At 32.6% G+C, this 473-nt stretch carries 1 pseudogene; it reads left to right on the top strand.

What is annotated here, in order from left to right:
* Nucleotides 1–473, top strand: a pseudogene (locus CQA53_RS11970) (hypothetical protein); the annotation flags it as partial.

Raw genomic sequence — 473 nt, 5'->3', positions numbered from 1 at the left:
GGCGAATTCTCCCCTAATCAAGCCAAACGCTTCTTTGAAAGATATGATTTATTACTTCATCAACCTAACACAGATTCAGGCTTCTCTGCTACTTTATTCCAAGATAAAGAAACCAAAGAATATACTCTAGCCATAAGAGGCACAGAAATGTGGACAAGGGATATGTGGATAACAGATTTACAATTAGCTACAGGCTATATCCCTAATCAATACTTTGATATGATATTATTCTATCTTCAATGCAAAGGCGATATGCCTTTTCATATTGATATAGAATCTAAAGAGTTTGTAGAATCTAAAAACACCACAAAATATAAAATCTATAAAACAATCTATAATAACCAAAAAGAACATAAACCATACATCAATCCTAGATTACTAAAAGATTCCACTCAAGAAGCAACTTTAGAGAATTTCATCTCTCCTATAGATTCTAATACCAAACTTAATATCACAGGGCATTCATTAGGGGG

Origin of the sequence: Helicobacter didelphidarum, assembly GCF_003364195.1 — a bacterium.
Lineage (GTDB): Bacteria > Campylobacterota > Campylobacteria > Campylobacterales > Helicobacteraceae > Helicobacter_A > Helicobacter_A didelphidarum.
Note: the sequence above shows the minus strand (reverse complement) of the source record. Positions and strands in the feature narration are given on the sequence as shown.